Origin of the sequence: Erythrobacter sp., from assembly GCA_019739335.1 — a bacterium.
Classification (GTDB): Bacteria; Pseudomonadota; Alphaproteobacteria; order Sphingomonadales; family Sphingomonadaceae; genus Alteraurantiacibacter.
In genome coordinates this window covers 2847604-2863617 of the sequence record CP073261.1, presented here as the reverse complement: position 1 = coordinate 2863617, position 16014 = coordinate 2847604, and the positions used below count along the sequence as shown (strand labels likewise).

At 63.0% G+C, this 16014-nt stretch carries 15 protein-coding genes; 10 read left to right on the top strand and 5 right to left on the bottom strand.

Going from position 1 to position 16014, the window contains the following annotated elements; all coding sequences use genetic code 11:
- Positions 1 to 30 precede the first annotated feature (30 nt).
- From carB to carA, 3 genes are all read right to left on the bottom strand, one after another.
- Positions 31 to 3360 (bottom strand): carbamoyl-phosphate synthase large subunit, encoded by a 3330-nt coding sequence (gene carB / locus JY451_14000; protein QZH74752.1) that lies wholly within the window; start codon positions 3358 to 3360, stop codon positions 31 to 33.
- Entirely contained in the window at positions 3360 to 3617 is a 258-nt protein-coding gene (locus JY451_13995; protein QZH74751.1) for a hypothetical protein, read from the bottom strand. The genes carB and JY451_13995 overlap by 1 nt, the downstream gene beginning before the upstream one ends.
- A 65-nt stretch (positions 3618 to 3682) precedes the next feature.
- Positions 3683 to 4861, bottom strand: a complete 1179-nt coding sequence (gene carA, locus JY451_13990) for a glutamine-hydrolyzing carbamoyl-phosphate synthase small subunit (protein QZH74750.1) — start codon at positions 4859 to 4861, stop codon at positions 3683 to 3685.
- A 152-nt stretch (positions 4862 to 5013) separates the two neighbouring features.
- Here carA and JY451_13985 point away from each other — a divergent pair, with 152 nt between their 5' ends.
- The 3 genes from JY451_13985 (at position 5014) to rpoD (ending at position 9631) form a co-directional block, all read left to right on the top strand.
- Positions 5014 to 5466 carry a GatB/YqeY domain-containing protein gene (locus JY451_13985; GenBank protein QZH74749.1) on the top strand — a complete coding sequence of 151 codons (453 nt, stop codon included), beginning with the start codon at positions 5014 to 5016 and terminating at the stop codon, positions 5464 to 5466.
- Between the two features lie 235 nt (positions 5467 to 5701).
- Positions 5702 to 7585 (top strand): DNA primase, encoded by a 1884-nt coding sequence (gene dnaG, locus JY451_13980; protein ID QZH74748.1) that lies wholly within the window; start codon positions 5702 to 5704, stop codon positions 7583 to 7585.
- Positions 7586 to 7594: 9 nt separating this feature from the next.
- Positions 7595 to 9631, top strand: a complete 2037-nt coding sequence (gene rpoD, locus JY451_13975; GenBank protein QZH74747.1) for an RNA polymerase sigma factor RpoD — start codon at positions 7595 to 7597, stop codon at positions 9629 to 9631.
- Positions 9632 to 9650: 19 nt separating this feature from the next.
- Here the strand turns inward: rpoD and JY451_13970 are convergent, their stop codons facing one another.
- Positions 9651 to 10313: a hypothetical protein gene (locus JY451_13970; GenBank protein QZH74746.1), complete on the bottom strand. Its 663-nt coding sequence runs from the start codon at positions 10311 to 10313 to the stop codon at positions 9651 to 9653.
- Between the two features lie 74 nt (positions 10314 to 10387).
- Between JY451_13970 and JY451_13965 the strand changes: the two genes are divergently transcribed.
- On the top strand, positions 10388 to 10930 hold the full coding sequence (locus tag JY451_13965) for a pseudouridine synthase (GenBank protein ID QZH74745.1): 543 nt from the start codon (positions 10388 to 10390) through the stop codon (positions 10928 to 10930).
- Positions 10931 to 10933: 3 nt separating this feature from the next.
- Here JY451_13965 and JY451_13960 read toward each other — a convergent pair whose 3' ends face one another.
- Positions 10934 to 12157, bottom strand: coding sequence for a sterol desaturase family protein (locus JY451_13960; GenBank protein QZH74744.1), 1224 nt, complete (start codon positions 12155 to 12157; stop codon positions 10934 to 10936).
- A 96-nt stretch (positions 12158 to 12253) separates the two neighbouring features.
- Here JY451_13960 and rpiB point away from each other — a divergent pair, with 96 nt between their 5' ends.
- The 6 genes from rpiB to JY451_13930 all read left to right on the top strand — a co-directional run bounded on the left by rpiB (position 12254) and on the right by JY451_13930 (position 15855).
- The gene (gene rpiB / locus JY451_13955; protein ID QZH74743.1) at positions 12254 to 12715 is read left to right on the top strand and encodes a ribose 5-phosphate isomerase B; all 462 of its coding nucleotides are present in this window, start codon (positions 12254 to 12256) and stop codon (positions 12713 to 12715) included.
- A 1-nt stretch (position 12716) separates the two neighbouring features.
- Positions 12717 to 14027: a serine hydroxymethyltransferase gene (locus JY451_13950; GenBank protein ID QZH74742.1), complete on the top strand. Its 1311-nt coding sequence runs from the start codon at positions 12717 to 12719 to the stop codon at positions 14025 to 14027.
- On the top strand, positions 14027 to 14263 hold the full coding sequence (locus JY451_13945; protein QZH74741.1) for a hypothetical protein: 237 nt from the start codon (positions 14027 to 14029) through the stop codon (positions 14261 to 14263). The genes JY451_13950 and JY451_13945 overlap by 1 nt, the downstream gene beginning before the upstream one ends.
- A 23-nt stretch (positions 14264 to 14286) precedes the next feature.
- Positions 14287 to 14748, top strand: coding sequence for a transcriptional repressor NrdR (gene nrdR, locus JY451_13940; GenBank protein ID QZH74740.1), 462 nt, complete (start codon positions 14287 to 14289; stop codon positions 14746 to 14748).
- Positions 14732 to 15463: an RNA methyltransferase gene (locus tag JY451_13935; protein QZH74739.1), complete on the top strand. Its 732-nt coding sequence runs from the start codon at positions 14732 to 14734 to the stop codon at positions 15461 to 15463. Before nrdR ends, JY451_13935 begins: the two co-directional genes overlap by 17 nt.
- Before the next feature lie 68 nt (positions 15464 to 15531).
- The gene (locus tag JY451_13930; GenBank protein QZH74738.1) at positions 15532 to 15855 is read left to right on the top strand and encodes a hypothetical protein; all 324 of its coding nucleotides are present in this window, start codon (positions 15532 to 15534) and stop codon (positions 15853 to 15855) included.
- Positions 15856 to 16014 lie beyond the last annotated feature (159 nt).

Here is a 16014-nt window from a genome sequence, read left to right as displayed (position 1 = left end):
CGGGCCTGAACTGGGTGGGGGGTGAGGTGTCTAGTCCTGACTATAATAGTCCTGCAGGCTCTTAACTGCAAGATCAGCCGCCGAAACGGTGACAATGGCATTCGCCGCCGCCGCCGATGCGGCCGCCGTGGTGTAGTAGGGCACCTTCATTTGCAGCGACGAAGCACGGATCGACTCGCTGTCCTTGTGGCTCTGCCAGCCTTCGGTCGTGTTGAACACCAGCGCGATCTCGCCGTCGCTGATCTTGTCGACGATGTGCGGGCGGCCCTCGGCCACCTTGTTCACCCGTTCGACTGCCAGCCCCTGTTCGGCAAGGTATCGCTGCGTTCCACCCGTCGCCACCACCCGGAATCCGTAACCGAGCAACTGCCGCACGGGTTCGATGATGTGCAGCTTGTCGCTGTCTTTCACCGAGACGAACAGGGTGCCGCTTTCGGGCAGCATCGACCCTTCGGCGATCTGCGACTTGATGTAGGCAGTGGCAAAATCCTTATCGATTCCCATCACTTCGCCGGTGCTCTTCATTTCCGGTGACAGCACCGGATCGGAACCGGGGAAGCGGGCAAAGGGGAACACCGCTTCCTTCACCGCGACATAGTCGAACTCGCGCTTCACCTTGGGGAGGTCGGCGAGCATTTCGCCCGCCATCACCCGCGCTGCGATCTTGGCGATCTGCGATCCGGTGGCCTTGGCGACGAAGGGCACGGTGCGGCTGGCGCGCGGATTGACCTCGATCAGGTACACCTCGCCGTCCTTCACCGCGAACTGCACGTTCATCAGCCCGCGCACCTTGAGCGCGAAGGCGAGCTGCTGCGATTGCCGTTCCAGCTCCGCAACGATTCCGTCGGGCAGGCTGTAAGGCGGCAGCGAGCAGGCGGAATCGCCGGAATGGACGCCGGCTTCCTCGATATGCTGCATCACGCCCGCGACAATTGCGTCGACTCCGTCGCACAGCACGTCGACATCGCATTCGATCGCGTCGCGCAAATATTGGTCCACCAGCACCGGGCTCTGGCCGGAGACATCGACAGCGGTGGCGATGTAGTTGTCGAGCTGCGCGTCACTATCGACGATTTCCATCGCCCGCCCGCCGAGCACGTAGCTGGGACGCAGCAGCACCGGATAACCGATGCGGTGCGCCACGGCCATCGCCTCATCACGGCTGTAGGCGATGCCGTTTTCCGGCTGCTTCAGCTTCAACTGGTTGACCAGCCGGGCAAACCGTTCGCGGTCTTCGGCCAAGTCGATGGCATCGGGCGAAGTGCCGAGGATCGGGATGCCCGCTTCCTCCAGCGCTGCCGCCAGCTTCAGCGGGGTCTGGCCGCCGAACTGCACGATCACGCCCTTCAGCTTGCCGCGCGTGTGCTCGACGCGGAGGATTTCCAGCACGTCTTCGGCGGTCAGCGGTTCGAAGTAGAGCCGGTCCGAAGTGTCGTAGTCGGTCGAGACCGTTTCCGGATTGCAGTTGACCATGATCGTTTCATAGCCCGCTGCCGAAAGCGCGAAGCAGGCGTGGACGCAGCAGTAATCGAATTCGATCCCCTGCCCGATCCGGTTCGGCCCGCCACCAAGGATCACAACCTTCTCGCGGTCGCTCGGCCATGCCTCGTTTTCCGCCTCGCCGAAGCTGGGAGCTTCGTAGGTGGAGTACATGTAGGGCGTGATCGCTTCGAACTCGGCGGCGCAGCTGTCGATGCGCTTGTAGACCGGCAGCACGCCGAGCTTCTGGCGCAACTGGCGCACTTCGGCTTCGCTGGTCGCCCCGGCCATCGCGCGCAGGGCATCGTGGAGCAGGCCGGAGCGCTTGGCCTGCGTTTCCGCCAGGCCGCCGGCCACGCCGACCGAACGCACGGCCAAGGTGGCGAGGCGTTTGTCCGAAAAGCCCATCGCTTTCAGGCGGCGCAGGTCCGCAGCATTGTTGGGCAGGCCTTCGTGGCCGATCATCGCCTCTTCGTGGATGATTTCCTCGATATGGCGCAGGAACCACGGATCGTAATGGGTGATCGCCTGAATTTCCTCGACGGTGAAGCCTTCGCGGAAGGCCTGGCCGACCTGGAGCAGTCGGTCCGGCGTGGCGCGGCTCAATGCGGCGGTGATGATCTCGCGGTTCGCGCCCTCGAGCGCGGGGACGCGGTTGAACCCGTCCAGCCCGGTTTCCAGCCCGCGCAGCGCCTTTTGCAGCGACTCCTTGAAGTTGCGTCCGATGGCCATGACTTCGCCGACCGACTTCATCGCCGTGGAGAGCAGGTTGTCCGCGCCCTTGAACTTCTCGAAGGCGAAGCGCGGGATTTTCGTCACCACGTAGTCGATGGTCGGTTCGAAACTCGCAGGGGTCGCGCCGGTGATCTCGTTGGTGATCTCGTCCAGCGTATAGCCCACTGCCAGCTTGGCAGCGACGCGGGCGATCGGGAAGCCGGTGGCCTTGGAAGCGAGCGCCGACGAGCGCGAGACGCGCGGGTTCATCTCGATCACGATCAGGCGGCCATCCTTGGGATTGACCGCGAACTGGACGTTCGATCCCCCCGTCTCGACCCCGATCTCGCGCAGCACCGCGATGCTGGCGTTGCGCATGATCTGGTATTCCTTGTCCGTCAGCGTCAGCGCCGGGGCGACGGTGATCGAATCCCCGGTGTGGACGCCCATCGGATCGACATTCTCGATCGAGCAGACGATGATCGCATTGTCCGCCTTGTCGCGGACCACTTCCATCTCGAATTCCTTCCAGCCGAGGAGCGATTCCTCGATCAGGACTTCGGTGGTAGGGCTGGCGTCGAGCCCGCTTTTGACGATCTTCTCGAACTCGGCCTTGTTGTAGGCGATGCCGCCGCCGGTGCCGCCCATGGTGAAGCTGGGGCGGATGATCGAAGGCAGGCCGGTGCGTTCGAGGATCGCGAAGGCCTCGTCCATCGAATGCGCTACGCCGGAGCGCGCGCTTTCGAGCCCGATCTTGTCCATCGCCTCGCGGAATCGCTGGCGGTTCTCGGCCTTGTCGATGGCATCGGCCTTGGCGCCGATCATCTCCACGCCGTATTCGGCCAGCACGCCAATTTCTTCCAGCTTGAGGGCGCAGTTCAGCGCGGTCTGCCCGCCCATCGTCGGCAGCAGTGCGTCGGGACGTTCCTTGGCGATGATCTTGGCGACGATATCGGGAGTTATCGGCTCGACATAGGTGGCATCCGCCATGTCCGGATCGGTCATGATCGTGGCGGGATTGGAATTGACGAGGATCACCCGATACCCGTCCTCCTTCAGCGCCTTGATCGCCTGGGTGCCGGAATAGTCGAACTCGCACGCCTGCCCGATGATGATGGGGCCTGCGCCGATGACGAGGATCGAGGAGATGTCAGTGCGTTTGGGCATTATTGGCCTTCATCTGGCGTCACATAGCGTTCGTTTCCAACAAAGCCGAACTTTGTCAGACCCGACTGTCTGATCTGGGTGAGTACACATGCGGCTGTTTCGTAATCCGGTGGGTTGGCGCCGCTCGCAAACTCTTCTTCCATTATAGGGATAAATCGCAGCTCAGAGCCTTCGAGCGACAGCCACTCACGTGGAGCGCTGCAAGCATCAGACATAGCATCAAGTTCTGCCTGTGTTGGGTTATCAGGGTCGGCCACATGAACTGTCGACTGCGCCGGCGCGCACGCAACCAGCAAGGCACCGGACCCGGGTAAAAAATATTTCACCCCAACATCCCCACAAACTTTTCGAACAGGTAGAACGAGTCCTGCGGCCCCGGCGAAGCTTCCGGGTGGTACTGCACTCCGAAGGCCTTCTTGCCCGCAATCGCGATCCCGCAGTTCGAGCCGTCGAACAACGACACGTGGGTTTGCTCCACGCCCGCCGGCAGGGTCGCTGCGTCCACTGCGAAGCCGTGGTTCATCGAGGTGATCTCGACCAGCCCGGCAGAGGCACCCCAGCCCTCCCCCACGCGCTGCACCGGATGGTTCGCGCCGCGGTGGCCCTGGTGCATCTTGAGCGTCTTCGCGCCCGCCGCCAGCGCCAGCATCTGGTGGCCGAGGCAAATGCCGAACAGCGGCACGTCGCGTTCCAGCAGCGCCCTGATCACCGGCACTGCATATTCCCCCGTCGCCGCCGGATCGCCGGGGCCGTTGGAGAGGAACACGCCATCGGGCTGGAGCGCCAGCACTTCCTCCAGCGTGGCCTTGGCCGGAACCACCGTCACCCGCGCCCCGGCGCGCACGAGGTTGCGAAAGATGTTGTCCTTGCTGCCGTAATCGATGGCGACGACATGCGACCGCGCCTCGCGCGAAGCGCGGCCATAGCCGTGGCCGAGCCGCCAGTAGCCGCCTTCCCAGCTTTCCTGCTTCTCCCGGCTCACCCGCACCGCCAGGTCCATCCCTTCCAGCCCCGGCCATTCCTGCGCGCGCTGGAGCAGCGCATCGACATCGAAGCGGCCCTTGGGATCGTGCGCGATCACCGCGTTGGGTGCGCCGTTCAGGCGGATGCGGCGGGTGAGCGCACGGGTATCGACGCCCGAGACGCCGATCTTGCCGTGATCCTTCATCCACTGGACGAATTCGCTGGTGGAGCGGAAGCTGGACTGGGGCGTCACTTCCTCGCGCACGATGCAGCCCACCGCGCCTTCGACCCGGCTTTCGAAATCCTCGTCATTCGCGCCGACATTGCCGATATGCGGGAAAGTGAAGGTGACGATCTGCGCAGCGTAGCTGGGATCGGTCAGCACTTCCTGATAGCCGGTCATCGCGGTGTTGAAGCAGATCTCGCCCACGGCAGAACCGACAGCGCCGAAGCCCATGCCCCAGACGATGGTGCCATCGGCGAAGACGATGCAGCCCGTCGCTTCCTTGTGCGCAGGCGAAGAGGCGAGAAAGGCCATATTGGCTCCCGTTGGACAAGTTAAACCGGCGATGTGTGCTAAGTCCCAGCGGCTAGATGGCGCGGGGCCATGCGTCAAGCACAAGGCTTGGCTTTATTTCGCCCGCGCCTTAGGTGGGCGCATTCATCCACAGGACAAACAAGAGAGACCCCATGCTGAGGGACCAGATCAAGGCCGAAACGCTCACCGCCATGAAGGCGGGCGACAAGACCCGCGTCGCCGCGCTGCGGCTGATCGCCGCGAAGATCAAGGATCGCGATATCGAGGAGCGGGTGAAGGCCAGCACCGGCGATGATGACGCGATGGTGATCGACGTGCTGCAGAAGATGGCCAAGCAGCGCCGCGAATCGATTGTGATGTTCGAGGACGGTGGCCGGCAGGAACTCGCCGAACAGGAAAAGGGCGAGCTGGCGGTGATCGAGGAATTCCTCCCGCAGCAGATGGACGAGGCCGAAACCAAGGCGGCGATCGAAGCGATCAAGGCCGAGCTTGGCGCCGGCGGCATGAAGGACATGGGCCGGGTCATGGCCGAACTGAAAGCGCGCCACGCGACCCAGCTCGATATGGGCCGGGCAAGTGGCTGGGTGAAGGAATTGCTTTCGTAGCGGCCCTCTCCCCCAAGCCCGCCCCCAAATACAACACCCGCTCACCCTGAGCTTGTCGAAGGGCAGCCACGGCCTCAGCCCAGCGAGGCGAACATGGTGGCTGTGCTTCGACAAGCTCAGCATGAGCGTGTTTTTGGTTTATAGAGGCGAGTGATCGGACTTTCTGTCTGGTCGCATCTTGCAATCTGGGGACAGCGCAATGGCGCGAATCGCGCCTCTCGCCTAAGGGGAGGTAATGGCCCTCACCCCGCAATGGCTGGACGAACTGAAGAGCCGGACCACGTTGTCCGCGCTCGTCATGCGCACGACCAAGCTCCAGCGCGCTGGGCGCGAGTGGAAGGCCTGTTGCCCGTTCCACCACGAAAACACCCCCAGCTTCTACGTCAACGACCAGAAGGGGTTCTACCACTGCTTCGGCTGCCAGGCGCACGGCTCTGCAATCGACTGGATGATCGAGCAGCGCGGGCTGGAATTCATGGATGCGGTGAAGGAACTGGCGGCGGCGGCGGGGATGGAAGTTCCGGCGATGGACCGGCAGGCGGCGCAGGCCGCGGAAAAGCGCGCCAGCCTCCACGATGTGATGCAGGCAGCGCAGGAATGGTTCGTCGGTCGGCTCCATTCGGACGAGGGCGTGGGCGCGCGCGACTATCTGGCACGACGCGGAATGTCGGCGCGGGTGATCGAGCAGTTCGGGTTCGGCTATGCGCCCGACGACAAGGCGGCGCTGGGCAAGGCGCTGGCGCAGTTCGACACCGCCATGCTGATCGAGGCGGGGCTGCTGATCGATGTCGAGGACAAGCTGCCCTACGCGCGGTTTCGCGGGCGGCTGATGCTGCCGATCCACGACGCGCGGGCGCGGGTGATCGCCTTCGGCGGGCGGATCCTCGAGAACCGTGACGGCGTGGCGAAGTATCTCAACAGCCCCGACACACCTTTGTTCGACAAGGGCCGCACGCTCTACAATCTCCACCGCGCCGGGCCTGCGAGCCGGAAAACTGACAGGGTAATCGCGGTCGAAGGCTATATGGACGTGATCGCGCTGGCGCAGGCGGGGATCGAGGACGTGGTCGCGCCGATGGGCACCGCGCTCACGCAGCAGCAGATCGAACTGCTCTGGCGGATGGCGGACAAGCCGGTGCTGTGCTTCGATGGCGACAATGCCGGCCAGCGCGCGGCGATGCGCGCGGCAGAACGGGTGCTGCCGCTGCTGCGCCCCGGCCACAGCCTGCAGATCGTCACCCTGCCCGCTGGTCTCGATCCGGACGATCTGGTGAAGCAGCGCGGCACCGTAGCGATGGAGAAGTTGCTCGCCGAACCCGCCTCGCTGCTCGATCTGGTGTGGGAACACGAACTGGCTGCGCAGCCGCTCGCCTCGCCCGAGGACAAGGCAGGGCTGAAGGCGCGTCTGCTCGATCATGTGGAAACAATCGAGCATCCCGACATCAAGTCGCTCTACCGCCGCGAAATGCTCGAACGCTACGGCAATTTCGCCTTCCCTCAGCGCGAGTTCAAGCCGTTCCAGAAGCGCGCGCCCTTCGGCAAGCCGGAGCCGCAGCGCGCCTCCCCCGAAGTGCGCGATCGCCTGCGCCGCGCGGCTGGGGGCATGTTCCGCGACATGCTCGCCAGCGCCGTGCTCAATGGCCTCGCCCGCCATCCGCAGGAGATCCACCGCCATGCCGATAGCCTGCTCGGCCTGTCGCGCAGCGATGCGACTATGGCGCAGGCGGTGGAATTTCTCCTCGATCACGGCCAAACGCTTGAAGCGGGCGACAAATCGCCCATATTTCCTCCAGGCACCCTGCCGCCGCCACCTGATAAAGCCCGTTTTTCCTTCCTGCTGGAAGGCACCGATCCGGATGTCGCGCGAGAGGATCTGGCCGAAGCCGTTTCCCTGCTGGTCGAAAGGCCTGCGCTGGAGGCGGCAATAGCTGCGGCCACCCGCCGCTTCGACGCCGACCCGGAGGGCGCTTTCGCCGAGCAGCAGCGGCTGCGCAAACGAAAGCTGGAAATCGAGTCGCGCTTGGGGCAGATGGCGCGCAAACGTGCTGCTTCGGCGGCACAGGTAAGTAATTCTCCCGATGATGCGCCAGGCATCAGCGGCGACATTGAAACGGATTGAACGGGACTTATGGCCGGAAACAACGACGGCAGCGACAAGGATGAAGACGCTCCGCTGATCGACCTGAACGAGGCATCTATCAAGAAGATGATCGCGAAGGCGAAGCGCAAGGGCTACATCACCTATGACGAACTGAACGAGGCGCTGCCCTCGGATCAGATGTCTGCCGATGCCATTGAGGACATCCAGACCGCGCTTTCCGATATGGGCGTGCAGATCGTCGAGAGCGACGAAGAAGCACAGGACGATGACGACGATGACGGTCCGGAGGAGCTTGCTCCCACCGGGTCCGAATCGCAGGCGGAAGATCGCCAGCACGTCCCCGAAAAGAAGAAGAGCGTCGCCGGCGAAGGGCGTACCGATGATCCGGTGCGGATGTACCTCCGCGAAATGGGCGCGGTCGAACTGCTCAGCCGCGAAGGCGAAATCGCCATCGCCAAGCGGATCGAGGCCGGGCGCGACACGATGATCATGGGGCTGTGCGAAAGTCCGATCACCTTCCACGCCATCATCACCTGGTCCGAAGCGCTCAACAACGAGGAAATGCAGCTGCGCGAGATCCTCGATCTCGATGCCATGCTGTCGAAGGAACCGCCGGTCGACAAGCTGGAGGAAGGCGCCGAGGACGACGACAGCGACGGCGAGATTTCCGAAGCGACTGCCGGCCCGACCATCCGTGACGATGACGAGGTGGAGGACGCGGAAGAAGAAGCCGACGAAGACGAGGATGGCGAGCCGAAGGCCCGCAAGCGCGAAGACGACGAGGACGAGGAGGACAACACCATGTCCCTCGCCCAGATGGAAGCCGCGCTGAAGCCTGACGCGCTCGAACGCTTTGCCCGCATCACCGACTTGTTCAAGAAGTTCGAAAAGCTCCAGGCCGAGCGGGTCGAAGTTCTGGGTGCCGGGGAAGCATTCCCCAAGGCGAAGGAAAACCGCTACGAGGAACTGCGCGAAGAGCTGACGGCGGAAGTCGAAAGCGTGCAGTTCCACGCCACCAAGATCGAATATCTGGTCGACAATCTCTATGCCTTCAACCGTCGCCTCACCGCGCTGGGCGGGCAGATGCTACGGCTGGCCGAACGCCACAAAGTGAAGCGGCTGGATTTCCTGCAGAGCTATGTCGGCAACGAGTTGGACGAAGGCTGGCTGGCCGACAAGGCGAAGAAGGACAAGAAGTGGGCCGCCTTCGCCGAGAAGGAAGCTGACGCGGTCGAACGCATCCGCGTCGAAATCGCCGATATCGCTGCCGCCACGGGCATGAGCCTCAACGAATTCCGCCGCATCGTGAACATGGTGCAGAAGGGCGAGCGTGAGGCGCGCATCGCCAAGAAGGAAATGGTCGAAGCGAACCTGCGGCTGGTGATCTCGATCGCCAAGAAATACACCAATCGCGGGCTGCAATTCCTTGATCTCATTCAGGAAGGCAACATCGGCCTGATGAAGGCGGTCGACAAGTTCGAATATCGCCGCGGGTACAAGTTCAGCACCTATGCCACCTGGTGGATCCGGCAGGCGATTACCCGCTCGATCGCCGATCAGGCGCGCACCATCCGTATCCCGGTGCACATGATCGAAACGATCAACAAGCTGGTCCGCACCAGCCGCCAGTTCCTGCACGAGCAGGGCCGCGAACCTACGCCCGAAGAAATGGCCGAGCGTCTGTCGATGCCGCTGGAGAAGGTGCGCAAGGTGATGAAAATCGCCAAGGAGCCGATCAGCCTCGAAACGCCGATCGGCGACGAGGAAGATTCGCACCTGGGCGATTTCATTGAGGACAAGAACGCGATCATTCCGGTCGATGCGGCGATCCAGGCCAATCTCAAGGAAACCGTAACCCGCGTGCTGGCTTCGCTAACTCCGCGCGAGGAACGCGTGCTGCGCATGCGCTTCGGCATCGGCATGAACACCGATCATACGCTGGAAGAAGTCGGCCAGCAGTTCTCGGTAACGCGCGAACGCATCCGCCAGATCGAAGCTAAGGCTCTGCGGAAGCTCAAGCATCCGAGCCGGTCAAGGAAGATGCGTTCATTCCTCGATCAGTGATTGTTGGGAGTTCGTTCCTTCAGTTCGCCTTGAACTCTTGGAACACGGCAAAGGAATTTGCCTTCGGGCTTCCGCCCAATTGACTGATCGACGTGCTGATGCCTTTCATCAAGGCGCTCCACGAAGCTGCCTGTGGGAATTTACCTCCGATCCGGACCAGCGCGTTTTCCGGGCGTGAGACGCCACGCGTGTAAAACTTGTAGCCTTGATCTACCTTCTCAAAGCCAAATTCTCGTGCCCCGTATTCAGGGTGTGTGCCGTATTTCTTGCAGGTGATAGTCTGAATATCGAACCAGCCTTCAGCATCTGAAGTGCCAAACCCGGAGGAGATCGCTACAACTACAATCGAACCATTGTCAGGACCAGCAATGTCGATGTCATAGATATCGCCTAGCTTAGGATCACCCGAAGTCCGCTTGGAAAACATGTTCATTGCATTGAAAAGGCCGTTATTTACCGTCCCGTTGAAGTCATTTGAAAAGCGACGGATATACTCACCTGCCGAGACATTGGACGGCATGCCGCTTATCAAAACACTGTATTCATCATAAGCATAGGTTCCGCTACCTCCCGACAGCGGCTGATATTTCGCCGAAGGATCGCTTGTTGAAGCAAGCTTCGGTTGCTCCGTTATCCACGACTCGGCTCGCAATCGCTTGTGACTTTGCTCCATTGTTGACATGCGCTTTCCCCCCAACGCCAACGGACTTGATAGACAACTGTATACCAGTTCCTGCAAAGTATGAAGTTATACAAATGTCCCGCCTGATCCTCTTCAACAAGCCGATGAACGTGCTGTCGCAGTTCACCGATCGCGGCAGCCCCACGGCGCGGGCGACGCTGTCCGACTACATCGATATTCCCGGCGTCTATCCCGCCGGGCGGCTCGACCGGGACAGCGAAGGCCTGTTGCTGCTCACCGATGACGGGCGCTTACAGGCGCGGATTGCCGATCCGAAGTTCAAGCTGGCCAAGACCTATCTGGTGCAGGTGGAGGGAGAGCCGGACGATGCAGCCCTTTCGCGGCTCCGCACCGGGGTCGATCTCAACGACGGACCTACCCGCCCTGCCTTCGCCGAACGCATTGCCGATCCGCAGCTCTGGCTGCGCGATCCGCCGGTGCGCTTTCGCAAGAGCGTGCCCGATTGCTGGCTCCGCCTCACCATCAGCGAAGGCCGCAACCGGCAGGTGCGGCGGATGACGGCGGCGGTCGGCCACCCGACCCTTAGACTGGTCCGCTGGAGCATTGGCGAATGGACGCTCGACGGCCTGCAACCAGGCGAGTGGCGCCCGGCCTGAAAATCATCGGATCCTGCGTCGCAGCGGCCAGACGAACTGGGCCAGCCAACCCGCGGGTGCTTTTTCATCGGCGATGCCATAACCCCCCGGCCATTGATCGGAGGGCAAGTGATGCGTGCCAAACCAGCGGTCGATCATCGGCAGGTGAACGGCAAAGTTCACATCGCGCGCTTCGGGTTCGATCGCATGGTGCCAGTGATGAAAGCGCGGCATCGCAATCCACCGCTCCAGCCACCGCGCACGCGGGGCGAAGTTGGCATGGATGAACACCGCGTGGAACGAGACCAGCGCGAGATAGGCATAGACGACACTCTGGGCGAATCCGGCGAGCACCAGAGCCAGCAGCACCAGTCCGCGCGTTACCAACACATCGACCAGATGCAGCCGCGATCCCGCCAGCCAGTCCATCGCTTCGACGCTATGATGAACCTTGTGGAACCGCCACAGCATCGGTGAAGCATGAAACGCGCGGTGGACGCCGTACTGCGCAAGATCCGCCAGCAGCAGGCAAAGCGCGAACTGCACCAGCCATGGCAGGGCCTGCATGATGCCTTGGCTCGCCTCCGGCGCAACCAGTGCGCCGAGATAAATCACTGGCGCGACTACCAGCACGCTCATCAGTTGCACCAGCGCATGACTGAAGAAGAAGTATTGCGCATCGGTCAGCCAGCCACGGCGGAACGGCCCCTGCTCGCGCCGCAGGGCAAAGGCACTTTCGAGCGGGACGAAGATTCCCACGGTGGAAAGCGTGCCGAGCACAAACCAGTCGAGACCGAGATAGAAGGCACTGCCTTCCCCGTCGCCCAAGGTCGCTCCGCCGCCGCCCAGCGCAAGTGCGGCACCGGCGAGAACAACCGCCGTTAGCCCCAACGCCTTGCGCCTCCGCAGGATCATCGACAATCCAGCCAGCAGCAAGACTAGCAGGATTGCCAGATCGATCGCCAGCCTGACCCATTCGAGCGGATACAGCGTCCGCAATTCGGGCAGGGTGAGGTATTGCGGGAAATGCAGGCACAATACTGCGATCAGCGCCAGAAGGCCAAGGAACACCGCCAGCACCCCGCTGATCCAGCCGGAACCGAACCGTCGCGGGGCAGCATCAGCGAATGTGCGTTCGAGCCAGCGCTCCGCACCGTCTGCCGAAGGGGACTCGCCCTGCGCCGACAGGTTCTGCGACGCACCAGCCACTGGCGCTATGTTCACCTGAAGCGGTTCTGCATCCCCCATGATCCGCATTGCTACAGCACCGCTTGTGGGGGACAAAGGATAAATGGCCCTTTTTCCGGGTGGCAAGGCGGGCTGCAAGTGCCTATGTCGCCCCCCATGCGTATCGCCATCGCCTCCGATCATGCCGCCGTCGACCTGAAAGCCGAATTGCGCGAGTGGATGATCGAGCAGGGTCACGAGGTCGCCGACCTTGGCCCGGACACTACTGCCAGCGTCGACTATCCCGATTATGGCTATCGCCTCGCCGCCGTGGTGGCGGATGGCACGGTGGAGCGCGGCGTGGCCCTGTGCGGTAGCGGGATCGGCATTGCCATCGCGGTCAACCGCAATCCGGCGGTGCGCTGCGCGCTGGTTTCGGAGCCGCTTTCGGCGCAGCTTTCCCGCTCGCATAACGATGCCAATGCCATCGCAATGGGCGCACGGCTGATCGGGCCGGAAATGGCCAAGGCCTGCCTCGCCGCCTTCCTCGATACCGAATTTCTGGGGGACCGCCATCAGCGGCGGGTCGACCAGCTTTCCAACCCCGCCCCCAGCCCCAACCTCAACAACGAGACCTGACATGAGCACGCGCCCCGCCGAAACTTCCCCGCTCGACCGCTTCTGGTACGACAGTCTCGAACAGGCCGATCCGCTGGTGCACGAAATCATCGGCAAGGAACTGGGTCGGCAGCGCCACGGGATCGAGCTGATCGCCAGCGAGAATATCGCCAGCCCCGCAGTGCTCGAAGCCTGCGGCTCTGTGTTCACCAACAAATATGCCGAGGGCTATCCGGGTCGCCGCTATTATGGCGGCTGTGAATATGCGGACGAGGTGGAACTGCTTGCGATCGCCCGCGCTTGCGAGCTGTTCGGCTGCAATTTTGCCAATGTTCAGCCCAATTCGGGCAGCCAGATGAACCAGGCGGTGTTCCTCGCCCTGCTCAATCCCGGCGATACCTTCATGGGGCTGGACCTCGCCAGCGGCGGGCACTTGACCCACGGTTCGCCGGTCAACATGAGCGGCAAGTGGTTCAACTGCGTGCCCTACGGCGTGCGGCGAGAGGACAGCCGGCTGGACATGGAGCAGGTCCGCCGACTGGCGCACGAGCACAAACCCAAGCTGATCATTTGCGGCGGCACCGCCTATCCGCGTCACTGGGATTTCGCCCAGTTCCGTCAGATCGCCGACGAGGTGGGGGCCTACCTGCTGGCTGATATGTCGCACTTCTCCGGCCTGGTAGCAGGCGGGGCGCATCCCACGCCCATCCCGCACGCGCACATCGTTACCTCGACCACGCACAAGAGCCTGCGCGGCCCTCGTTCGGGCATCATCCTGTGGAACGACGAGGCGCTGTCGAAGCCGCTCAACATGGCGGTGTTCCCCGGTATGCAGGGTGGCCCGCTGATGCATTACGTCGCCGCCAAGGCGGTGGCTTTCGGCGAAGCCTTGCGCCCCGAATTCCGCACCTATGCCGCGTCCATCGTCGAGAACGCAAAGGCGCTTGCAGCAAGCCTATCCGAGAACGGCCTCGATATTGTTTCCGGCGGTACCGACAATCACCTGATGCTGGCCGATCTCACGCCGATGGACGTAACCGGCAAGGCGGCGGAGAAGGGCCTCGATCGCGCGCTGCTCACCTGCAACAAGAACGGCATCCCGTTCGACACCCGCAGCCCGTTTGTCACCAGCGGCATTCGTCTGGGGACGCCGGCGGGCACCACGCGCGGATTCGGGCCTGCCGAATTCCGCAAGATCGGTGCTATGATTGCGGAAGTCGTAGGCGGCATGAGTCGCAATGGCGACGAGGGGGACGCCCAGGTGGAAGAACGCGTGCGTCGTGAAGTGGGCGAGATGTGCGCGGCCTTCCCCGTCTATCCGGGAAGAGTATGATGAACAACGATCCGCAGAAGAACCAGAACGACCCGATCGACAGCCGTATCCTTGTGGATGCCGTGGAAGAGGCCAAGGCGATGGGCCGCGAAGGTATGCAGCATCCTTCCACCAAGCCGGTGCTGACCGGCGCTGCAATCGGTGCAGTTGCCGGATGGGTCCTGCCGGTAGTCGGCCCGATCATCGGCGGTGTCGCGGGCGCAGGCTTCATGCTCTACAAGCGCGTGCGCCCCTGATCGATCATGCCCAATAAAGTCCGATGAGATGCCCTTTCTGCGCGCACGATGACAGCCAGGTAAAGGATTCGCGCCCCACCGAAGACAACACCTCGATCCGCCGCCGCCGCCAGTGCGAAGGCTGCGGGGCGCGCTTCACCACTTTCGAACGCGTGCAACTGCGTGAAGTGACCGTGGTAAAGTCGGGGGACCGCCGCGAAGGCTTCGACCGCGCCAAGATCGAGCAATCCGTCGCCCTCGCCTGCCGCAAGCGCGGAGTGGAGCAGGAACGGATCGACCAGCTCGTCTCGGGGATCCAGCGGCAGGTGGAGACCGCGGGTGAGAGCGAAGTCTCCTCCGAACGCATCGGTGAAATGGTGATGGACGGGCTGCGGCAACTGGACTCGGTCGCCTACATCCGCTTCGCCTCGGTCTATCGTGATTTCGGGGAGGCCAAGGATTTCGAGGAATTCGCCAGCACGGTGCGTGATGCCGCTGGCGACTGAGGCCCCTGTCATCGTCCTCGTTCGCCCACAGCTCGGCGAGAATATCGGCAAGGCGGCGCGGGCTATGCTCAATTTCGGGCTGACCGAACTGCGACTGGTCTCCCCGCGAGATGGCTGGCCCAATCCCTCCGCCGGGCCTGCCGCTTCGGGCGCGGACATTGTGCTGGAACAGGCGCGGGTGTTCGAGACCGCGGCAGAGGCAGTGGCCGATTGCGCGCATGTCTATGCCACTACGGTGCGCAAGCGCGGCGTGACCAAGCCGGTGCGCACGCCGGAGGAAGCCGCGCGCGAAGTGCCGCAGCAAAAGGGCCGCAGCGCTTTCCTGTTCGGGCCTGAACGCTCCGGGTTGGAGACCGACGATGTCGCGCTTGCCCGCACCATTGTCACCGCGCCGATCAATCCGGAGTTCGGCTCGCTCAACCTGGCGCAGGCGGTGATGCTGGTTGCATACGAGCTTTCGCGGCACCAGACGCTTGTGATGCCCACGCAGGAAGACCTGTTGCCCCCTGCCCCGCAGGAGGAGCTTGAGGGGCTGATCGACCACCTCGATGCCATGCTCGAACCGCTCGGCTACTACTTCCCCGAAGATCGCCGCGATGCCACCCGTCGCAATCTGCGCGGGATCCTGACCAAGCCGGGCTGGAACCACCTTGAAGTCCGCACCCTGCGCGGCGTGCTGACGACATTGCAAAGGCTCGCCCGCCGCGACAGTTGACGACAAATGCGCGCCTTCCAACTCCCCGCGATTCTGTGTTAAGATCCTCGATAAAGGGAGACAGGATCATGAAAACACTCATCACCGCCGTTGCCGCGCTGGCGCTGGGGAGCAGTTGGGCGCTGGCACAGGAAGCGACGACTGCCACCGCCCCCGCGCCAGCTGCCGAGACGGAAACCACCGCCCCTGCCACCGAAGAGCCCGATCCCGGCGAGGAAGTGATCTGCCGCCGCCAGCGCGCCACCGGCTCGCTCACCCGGCGGGTGGAAATCTGCATGACCCGCAACGAGTGGAACACCACCTCCCGTCGCAGCGGTGAAGCGCACAGTGCCACCGGGCGCGCTGCTTCTGGCGGGGTGCAGTGTCGCCCTGACCCCATGGGCGGCTGCTGAACCACGTCTCTGCTTGACTTTGGAACGCGCGAAGCTAAACGCGCGCCTTCGCTAAGTATTGGCTCCGCACCCCGGTGAAGCGGCAGCCGCGTCAGGCATTTCGGTCTGGCGGTGCGATACCGGGTTAAATGATCACCACTGGGGTGGTCCAGCAAGTAG

What these genes read in the sequence shown, in the direction of transcription:
- rpoD (QZH74747.1), top strand. Translation starts at nt 7,595, where the DNA reads ATGGCCGGAAACAACGACGGCAGCGACAAGGATGAAGACGCTCCGCTG.
- rpiB (QZH74743.1), top strand. Translation starts at nt 12,254, where the DNA reads ATGCGTATCGCCATCGCCTCCGATCATGCCGCCGTCGACCTGAAAGCC.
- JY451_13950 (QZH74742.1), top strand. Translation starts at nt 12,717, where the DNA reads ATGAGCACGCGCCCCGCCGAAACTTCCCCGCTCGACCGCTTCTGGTAC.
- JY451_13935 (QZH74739.1), top strand. Translation starts at nt 14,732, where the DNA reads ATGCCGCTGGCGACTGAGGCCCCTGTCATCGTCCTCGTTCGCCCACAG.
- JY451_13945 (QZH74741.1), top strand. Translation starts at nt 14,027, where the DNA reads ATGAACAACGATCCGCAGAAGAACCAGAACGACCCGATCGACAGCCGT.
- carA (QZH74750.1), bottom strand. Translation starts at nt 4,861, where the DNA reads ATGGCCTTTCTCGCCTCTTCGCCTGCGCACAAGGAAGCGACGGGCTGC.
- carB (QZH74752.1), bottom strand. Translation starts at nt 3,360, where the DNA reads ATGCCCAAACGCACTGACATCTCCTCGATCCTCGTCATCGGCGCAGGC.
- JY451_13930 (QZH74738.1), top strand. Translation starts at nt 15,532, where the DNA reads ATGAAAACACTCATCACCGCCGTTGCCGCGCTGGCGCTGGGGAGCAGT.
- dnaG (QZH74748.1), top strand. Translation starts at nt 5,702, where the DNA reads ATGGCCCTCACCCCGCAATGGCTGGACGAACTGAAGAGCCGGACCACG.
- JY451_13960 (QZH74744.1), bottom strand. Translation starts at nt 12,157, where the DNA reads ATGGGGGATGCAGAACCGCTTCAGGTGAACATAGCGCCAGTGGCTGGT.
- JY451_13965 (QZH74745.1), top strand. Translation starts at nt 10,388, where the DNA reads ATGTCCCGCCTGATCCTCTTCAACAAGCCGATGAACGTGCTGTCGCAG.
- nrdR (QZH74740.1), top strand. Translation starts at nt 14,287, where the DNA reads ATGAGATGCCCTTTCTGCGCGCACGATGACAGCCAGGTAAAGGATTCG.
- JY451_13970 (QZH74746.1), bottom strand. Translation starts at nt 10,313, where the DNA reads ATGTCAACAATGGAGCAAAGTCACAAGCGATTGCGAGCCGAGTCGTGG.
- JY451_13985 (QZH74749.1), top strand. Translation starts at nt 5,014, where the DNA reads ATGCTGAGGGACCAGATCAAGGCCGAAACGCTCACCGCCATGAAGGCG.